Raw genomic sequence first — 7,820 nt, 5'->3', positions numbered from 1 at the left:
GCGTCCACCGACCCGTCCCCGGTTATCGGTCCGCCCCCGGCAACGGGCCCGCCTCCGGTTATCGGTCCGCCGCCGGTCGCCGGCCCACTCGTCGGCGCCGGGACGCGCTTATTGCCGGATGGGGTGCCGTTGGACGGGCTGCTGGCGGGGCTGAGTGGCCTGGTGAACTCCAGCCGCCCCTGGTGGACGCCCTCCGGCATTGAGGCGGTCTTCCCACCACCCGGCTTAACCATCAACGTCGATGTCACCGTCCCGCTGGACCTGCTGCTGCCCGCTGCAGACGATGGTGGGGCACGTGCGCCCACCGCCAACAACGCTGGCAGCGGCCAGCTCACAGCCATGGCCGAAGTCCCCGCCGCGCCTGAGGTGACCACGGGGCGCAGCAGCGCGCCGGTCCCGGCTATCACTGCTCGCGCCCTCGCCCTGGGCGGTACCTGGCGGCGTCTGGTCACCGACCCGCTATCGGGCGCCGTCATCGACGTCGGCCGTACCCACTACCGGCCCCCGGCCGGTCTGCGGGACCTGGTACAGGCCCGCGACGCCACCTGCACCCACCCCGGCTGCCAGGTGCCTGCCGCGCGCTGCGACATCGACCACATCGTTGCCTGGGCGGACGGCGGAACCACCAGCCTGGACAATCTCACCGTGCTGTGCCAGGCACACCACCGGCTCAAGCATGCCCCCGGCTGGCGCCTCACCCGTGAGGACGACGGCACTCTGATGTGGGCCACCCCCACCGGGGCCCGCTATCGCCGCAGCCCGGACGGGGCCATCACCGTGCTGCCCCGTAAAGTGGGGCCGCGCCAGCTCTTCACCCCCGCTCGGCCCGTGCCCGAGCGGCTCGCAGCCGCAGTCAACGACGCGGTGGTCACCCGGCTCCAACGCGGCCTGAACCTGGCGGCGGAGGAAGCCAACAGCGTCGGCCGACCCCCATGCCTGACCAGCCGTGGTCCCCGCCCCGGCGAGCGTCCCGGCGCCTTCGAGACCACCGCCTACCCCGAGCCCGTGCACGAACTTGGCCTGGCCCCACTGCTCGACGAAGTCCCGCCCTTCTGAGCCGCTTCGATGACTGCAATGACATGAATGACATGCATGACGCTACCGGTGCGCACCGTTACGCCGAGCTCCACGCCCACTCCGCCTACTCCTTCCTCGACGGCGCCAACGAGCCTGAGGACCTTGTTGCCGCCGCTGCCGAACTCGGGCTCGAAGCCCTCGCCCTCACCGACCATGACGGCATGCCCGGCATCGTCCGACACGCTCAGGCCGGCCGCAGCCACGGCCTGCCCACCATCCATGGCGCCGAACTCACTCTCGACGACGGCTCCCACCTGCCGATCCTCGCCCGCAGCCCGCTCGGCTACCACCGCCTATGCGCCGCCATCTCCGGCCATAACCTCGCCGCCGGCCGACGCGTCGACCCCGCTCATCGTCTGCCCGAACTAGCCGCCGCCCTGCGGCCGCCCGCTGCGGTCTCGTCCTCCACTTGCCTGGTCCTCACCGGTACCGCCAACGGGCCCCTCCGCCGTGCACTCGGTGATCCACACCGCCCCGACACCTGGGACCTGAGCGCCGCCGACGCCGCCCTCGGGCATCTCATCGACCTCTTCGGACACGACGCAGTCGTTGTTGAGATCTCACTGAACGCAGGTCCCACCGATGCCGCACTCACCGCCGCCCTCACCGATCTGGCTGGCCGGCACCGCCTCCCCCTCATCGCTACCGGCGCCGTGCGCTGCGCCCGCCCGACCGACTCCCGCCTCGCGGACGTCCTCACCGCCACCCGCTTGCGCACCGATCTTGAGGGGGCTCGCGGGCACCTCCCGGCCCTCGGCCGGTGGCTGCGGGGCCCGCAAGACATGGCCCGCCTCCATCGCCGCGCTCCGCACGCCGTCGACGCCGCCGCCGAGCTGGCCACCGACCTCGCCTTCGACCTGGCTCTGGTCGCTCCCGGGCTGCCCGACCCCGAAGTCCCCGCGGGGCACACCCCCGCAAGCTGGCTGCGTGAGCTTACTCGCCGCGGCGCCCTGGCCCGCTACGGCACCGAGGCGGAGGCCCCCGAGGCCTGGCAGGTCCTGGGCCACGAGCTCGAGGTCATCGAGCAGCTCGGCTTTCCCGGCTATTTCCTCATCGTCCGTTCTATCGTCGACTTCTGCGCCAGCGCCGGCATTCTGTGTCAGGGGCGGGGAAGCGCGGCGAACTCCGCCGTCTGCTACGCCCTGGGGATCACGGCGGTGGACGCCGTACGCCACCGGATGCTCTTCGAGCGCTTCCTCTCCCCGGGGCGCTCCGGCTACCCCGATATCGACCTCGACATTGAAGCCTGCCGCCGTGAGGAAGTCATCCAGCACGTGTATGCCCACTACGGACGTGACTACGCCGCCCAAGTCGCCAACGTCATCTCCTACCGGCCGCGTTCCGCGATCCGCGACGCCGCCCGGGCACTCGGCCATCCCGCCGGGCTGCAGGATGCCTGGGCCGCCCGGATGTCCCACCACTGGAGAACCGTCCGCGTTGAGGACGACCCCTCGGCGGATACACCTCCCGCGCAGGTGCTCGACGTCGCCGAGCGCCTGCTGCGACTGCCTCGCCATCTGGGCATCCACTCCGGCGGCATGGTGCTGGCCGACCGCCCCGTCACCGAGGTGTGCCCCGTGCGCTGGTCCGCCATGGAGGGGCGCACTGTTCTGCAATGGGACAAGGACGACTGCGCCGCCGCGGGCCTGGTCAAATTCGACCTACTCGGCCTGGGGGAGCTGACCGCCCTGCGCCTGGCCTTCACCAGCCTGGCACAGCGCGGGGAGACGGTGCCCGATCTGGCTCCCGGCGGGGTGCTGCGACCCGCGCAGGTGGGCCGCCCCTGGGGGCTGCACACGCTCCCCGCAGAGGACCCGGCCGTCTACCGGCTGCTCGGCGCCGCCGACACGGTGGGTGTCTTCCAGGTCGAGTCCCGCGCCCAGATGGCCACCTTGCCCCGTTTGCGTCCGCGCACCTTCTACGACATCGTCGTCGAAGTCGCCCTCATCCGCCCCGGCCCCATCCAGGGCGACGCCGTCAACCCCTATATCCGTCGCCGCCTGGGGCGCGAACCGGTCACCTATCTTCACGAGTCCCTCAAGCCCGCCCTGGCCAAGACCCTGGGTATTCCGCTCTTCCAGGAGCAGCTCATGCAGATCGCCGTCGACGCCGCCGGTTTCAGCCCCGCCGAGGCCGACGCGCTGCGGCAGGCGATGGGGGCCAAGCGCTCCGTCGAGCGCATGGAGGCCCTGCATGAACGGCTGGTCCGCGGCATGCAGGAGCGGGGCATCGACGCCGCAACCGCACAGGCCGTCTTCGACAAGCTCCGTGCTTTCGCCGACTTCGGTTTCCCCGAATCGCACGCCTTCTCCTTCGCCTACCTCGTCTACGCCTCCGCCTGGCTCAAGGTGCGCAAACCCGAGGACTTCTACGCCGGCATCCTGGCCGCCCAGCCCATGGGCTTCTGGTCCCCACAGAGTCTCGTCGCCGACGCGCGCCGCCACGGGGTGCACGTCCTACCCGCCGACATCAACTCTTCGCAGGCGCAGGCCTGCGTCCAGACCCGAGTCGACCGGCTGGACGCGGGGGAGTCCGGGCAGACCGACCCTCACGCGCTCAGCCCCTTAGACGTCCACCCCGAACTCGCCGTCCGCCTCGGTCTGGCTCCCATCAAGGGCCTGGGTGCCGAGGCCGCCGCGAGCATCGTCGCCGAGCGCGCCGCCCATGGCCCCTACGCGAGCGTCGCCGATCTTGCCCGGCGCGTGCGCCTGAGCCGCTCACGCCTGGAAACCCTTGCCGCCTCCGGAGCGCTGGCCGGTCTCGGCGTTGCCCGCCGTGAAGCGTTGTGGGCTGCGGGCGCACTGGCCCAGGAGTACGGGCAGCGACATGCCCCCACCCGCACGCAGCCCGCCTGGTATCAGCCACCGCTGCCCGGCACCGCCGTCGGCGCGCGTGCCCCGCGGCTGGCCGCTATGACCGACCGGGAACGTCAGGATGCCGATCTGCGCCTGACCGGGGTCTCCACCGACAACTCACCCATCGTCTTCCAACGAGAGCGGCTCGCCGCCGCCGGCGTGCGCACCATTGCCGAGGTGCTGGGTTGCACGAGCGGGCATCGGGTACGGGTGGCCGGGCTGGTCACCCACCGCCAGCGTCCGGACACGTCGGCAGGGACGATCTTTCTGAACCTTGAGGATGAGACCGGTCTGCTCAACGTCATCTGCCCCAGCGGCATGTGGCGACGCTATCGCGACGTCGGGCGCCGTGCCGCCGCACTCGTTGTACGCGGCACCGTCGAATCTGGTGACGGCGTCACCGCTGTTATCGCCGAGCGCCTGGAGGCGCTGCCGGGCGTCACCTCGCCGGGCAGTCGCGACTGGTGCTGACCAGCTGTCCCTCAGTCTTTATCTGCGGAGTAGGTCGGCAACTCGCCGACGACCGGCGCATCCTTGGTATGCAGCTCGGAGTACACCGACCACACCACGCTCACCAGCGGCACCGCCACGATCGCGCCCAGCAGGCCCGCGGCGTAGGTGCCCACCGCCACCGCGATGATGACGACCACCGGGTGCAGCGACACCTGCCGTCCCATAATGAGCGGTTGGAGGATATGCCCCTCGATCTGCCCGATGCCGGCGACCCCGAGGCCCACGACGATCATGGTGATGAAGCCCTTCGAGGCCAGTGCCACCACCATGGCGATGATCATGGCCGTCGGCGCACCGATAATGGGGATGAAGGCTCCGATGAAGACGAGCACCGCCAGGGGAGCGGCTAGTGGCACGTTGATGATCTGGAGGAAGATCCCCGCCATAATCCCGTCTGTCAGCGCCACGATCACGGTTCCCCTGGCGTAGCCTGCGAAGGTGTACCAGCCGGCGCCGGCGGCGTGATGAACATCCTCGCGCATGCCGGCGGGCAGTTCGTTGAGGAACCATCGCCACATGCGCCCGCCGGAGGCCAGGAAGAAGATCGTTGTGAAGATCGCCAGCGCCAGCACTGCGAAGATGTTGACCACGGTGCCCGCATTGGACAGGACCTCTGTGGCCAGCGTGGGGGCATTGGTCATGAGGTAGTCCTGGCCCTGCCTGAGCAGCTGCTGCAGCTGCCCCATGAGCTCCTGCTGGGTGAGGTCCAGCGGCAGGGGACCATTGACAATGAAGTCCACGATGGTGTTGACGCCGTCGGAGAACTGGGACGCGAGCGTATTCCACTGGTCCGTCACCGAGGTGACCACATAGGTGACCATCCCCACCACGAGTGCCAGCGCACTGAGCAGAGCGAGGAAGGTGGCGGGGTAGCGGGGCATGACCCGGGCGAACAGATTGACCAACGGCTGCAAGATTGAGGTGAGCACGAGCGCGATGAACACCCCGATGAAGACCGGGATGACCTTTGACGTGGCGAAGAACACCACCCCGATGATGATGATGAGGCCCAGCAGCAGCCAGGCCGCCAGCCCGCCGCGCACCAGCCATGAGGGCAGGGAGCTCAATGGGGAAGCTACGGCGGTTGCGCCGGCGGGGGTATCCGCCGCGGTCACGGTGGCATCGTCATAGCGCAACTGCTGCTCGCGCGCATCGAGGCGGGCTCGTTCCGCCCGGTCGAAGGTGCGTCCCAGTGCATCGCGTCCTTCCCGCAGTCGGGAGGCGAGGTGCCGCAACGCCGAGTCCGTCGGTTCAGAAGGTAGCTCAGAAGGTACGGAGTCCGCCGGTTCCTCCCCCTGCTGGGAGGGGGCCTGCTCGGCTGGGCTGGTGCCCGACTGGGATGCGGGCGCATCGTGGCGGTTGTCCGGGTTGTCGATACTGTCTGCGTTGCCCGCTGAAGCTGTCGTGTCCGCCATATCAGTTCTCCACTCCGAATAGTGCACCCAGCTCGGCCGGGGCGGCGGCGAGGGCGATGGCGCCGCGCAGCGTCTGTGCATCTCCGTAGCCCCACAGTGCGCCGATGCAATCGACGCCTTCGTCCCGGGCGCCCTGGACATCGTGATCGAGGTCGCCGACGTGGATGGGTCGGCGCAGGTCCGCGCCCGTCGCCGCCAGACGCTGGAGGGCGGAGCGAATCACCTCGGCCTTTCTGCCTCCGACATCCCCGGACCCGGCGCCGCTGACCACGGTGAAACAATCGAGCAGTCCGGTGTGCTCCAGGATTTCCCGCGCATAGCCCTCGTGCTTCGAGGTCGCCAGTGCCAGGGGGATGCCGGCGGCGTGCAGGGCCCGGACGAGCTCGGCGACGCCGTCGTAGAGCGGGGAGTCGAGCATCGTCTTGCGGTAGTGGCGCCGGTAGGTCGCCACCGCCTCGGTATTGGCCTGCCCCGTCAGCCCGGCGTGCATACGGAAGCCGTCAACCAGCGGCGGGCCGACAAAGCGCATCAGTTCCGCATCTGTCGGCTCCGGCATGCCCAGCTCTGCGAAGGTCGCGGACAGCGCCGCCAGGATCGCGGGGGCAGAGTCGACAAGGGTGCCGTCCAGGTCGAACAGGACGGCGGTCGGGGCAATGATAGGGCGACGGCGGTCGTGACCGGCTGGGGCGGTGACATGCATATGTTTCGGGGCTCGCTCTCGCTCGCGGATGCGCCTCAGCCTACTAGCGTGGCACTCATGAACGCAGACACCACGCGCCACCGCCTGCCGCGGACCGCGGCTCTGACCCCGGGCCGGGGCGGACAACCGCGGCTCCTCATCGATGCTCCCGCAGCCAGCGCCGAAATCTACCTACACGGGGCCCACCTAACCGCGTGGACGCCGCGCGGCGGCAGGCCCGTCATCTTCACCTCGCGGCGGGCGGTTTTCGACGGCGTGACCCCGATCCGCGGCGGCGTGCCACTGTGCCTGCCCTGGTTCGGAGCGGGTGTGGGCGGCAACCGGCGGCCCGCGCACGGCTGGGGTCGTATCACACCGTGGCAGCTGCGCAGCGTGGAGTCGCAGTCGGGTGGTGGCGTGCGGGCGCTGTTCGCGCTTGAGCGCGACGGCATCGCCGCACTGTACTCGGTAGAAGTGGGGGAGGAGCTCGTCCTTACGCTGTCCCTGCGCCGCACCCGCGACGGTGTCGCGGATGCGCCAGTGGAGGCGGCCCTGCACACGTATGTGGCGGTTGGCGACGTCACGGCGGTGGAGGTCACCGGTCTGGAGGGTGCGATCTACCTGGACAAGGTGACCGGCCAGGCGAATCTGACGCAGCGCGGGCCGCTGCGCCTTGCCGGACAGACGGACCGCGTGTACGAGTCGGGAACCCCGGTCACGATCAGTGATCCGGCATACGGCCGCCGCGTGACCGTCACCGGTATGCGTGCACTCAACACCGTGGTGTGGAACCCGTGGAGCGCAGGCGCCGCGTCGATGGCGGATATGGACGACGACGAGTTCGCCTCCATGCTGTGCGTGGAGAGCGCCGTCGTCGGTGCCAACGCCGTCCGCTTGGGGCTCGGGGAGTCGATGTCGCTGGGCACCAGGATCGCCGTCGCACCGCTGTGACGCACGGCACCCGAGCCGGATTTGCTCACCCTGGCCCGGAGCGTGTTAACTTTCGTGCGTCAGCACTGCGGGGCTGTGCCCCGCGGCGGTGATGACAAGTCCGAGTGGCGGAATAGGTAGACGCGCTAGCTTGAGGTGCTAGTGCCTGATTAAAAGGGCGTGGGGGTTCAAGTCCCCCCTCGGACACTCGCGCGAGGGTCGTGGCCAGGGGCCATGGCCCTCGTTTTGTGTATCCCCGAGTTTTTTACTAACGGGTCAGTTAAGCGGTACGGTTCTCGCGGGCTTTCCGTACTCGGTCTCGACAGCCCGCCGCCGCCCTCAACCAAGGAC

General features: G+C 69.6%; 5 protein-coding genes and 1 tRNA gene. 4 read left to right on the top strand and 2 right to left on the bottom strand.

Annotated features, from left to right (window positions below; genetic code table 11):
• A partial coding sequence (locus RWX45_RS07770; RefSeq protein WP_316023159.1) for an HNH endonuclease signature motif containing protein occupies window positions 1-1,056 on the top strand: 1,056 nt, incomplete at its 5' end.
• A gap of 23 nt (window positions 1,057-1,079) precedes the next feature.
• Window positions 1,080-4,403 carry an error-prone DNA polymerase gene (locus RWX45_RS07765; protein ID WP_410050697.1) on the top strand — a complete coding sequence of 1,108 codons (3,324 nt, stop codon included), beginning with the start codon at window positions 1,080-1,082 and terminating at the stop codon, window positions 4,401-4,403.
• An 11-nt stretch (window positions 4,404-4,414) separates the two neighbouring features.
• On the opposite strand, the gene RWX45_RS07760 is transcribed toward RWX45_RS07765, so the two are convergent.
• Both RWX45_RS07760 and RWX45_RS07755 read right to left on the bottom strand, forming a co-directional pair.
• Window positions 4,415-5,860, bottom strand: a complete 1,446-nt coding sequence (locus tag RWX45_RS07760; RefSeq protein ID WP_316023158.1) for an AI-2E family transporter — start codon at window positions 5,858-5,860, stop codon at window positions 4,415-4,417.
• A gap of 1 nt (window position 5,861) precedes the next feature.
• Window positions 5,862-6,560, bottom strand: a complete 699-nt coding sequence (locus tag RWX45_RS07755) for an HAD hydrolase-like protein (protein ID WP_316023157.1) — start codon at window positions 6,558-6,560, stop codon at window positions 5,862-5,864.
• Between the two features lie 57 nt (window positions 6,561-6,617).
• Between RWX45_RS07755 and RWX45_RS07750 the strand changes: the two genes are divergently transcribed.
• Both RWX45_RS07750 and RWX45_RS07745 read left to right on the top strand, forming a co-directional pair.
• Window positions 6,618-7,490 carry a D-hexose-6-phosphate mutarotase gene (locus RWX45_RS07750; protein ID WP_316023156.1) on the top strand — a complete coding sequence of 291 codons (873 nt, stop codon included), beginning with the start codon at window positions 6,618-6,620 and terminating at the stop codon, window positions 7,488-7,490.
• Between the two features lie 98 nt (window positions 7,491-7,588).
• Window positions 7,589-7,676: transfer RNA gene (locus tag RWX45_RS07745), tRNA-Leu, on the top strand.
• Window positions 7,677-7,820 lie beyond the last annotated feature (144 nt).

It is taken from the genome of Actinomyces sp. MRS3W, from assembly GCF_032465695.1.
Taxonomy (GTDB): domain Bacteria; phylum Actinomycetota; class Actinomycetes; order Actinomycetales; family Actinomycetaceae; genus Actinomyces.
Note: the sequence above shows the minus strand (reverse complement) of the source record. Positions and strands in the feature narration are given on the sequence as shown.

Bases quoted from the DNA above. Each gene is read 5' to 3' on its own strand.
- RWX45_RS07755 (WP_316023157.1), bottom strand. From the start codon at position 6,560: ATGCATGTCACCGCCCCAGCCGGTCACGACCGCCGTCGCCCTATCATT.
- RWX45_RS07760 (WP_316023158.1), bottom strand. From the start codon at position 5,860: ATGGCGGACACGACAGCTTCAGCGGGCAACGCAGACAGTATCGACAAC.
- RWX45_RS07765 (WP_410050697.1), top strand. From the start codon at position 1,080: ATGAATGACATGCATGACGCTACCGGTGCGCACCGTTACGCCGAGCTC.
- RWX45_RS07750 (WP_316023156.1), top strand. From the start codon at position 6,618: ATGAACGCAGACACCACGCGCCACCGCCTGCCGCGGACCGCGGCTCTG.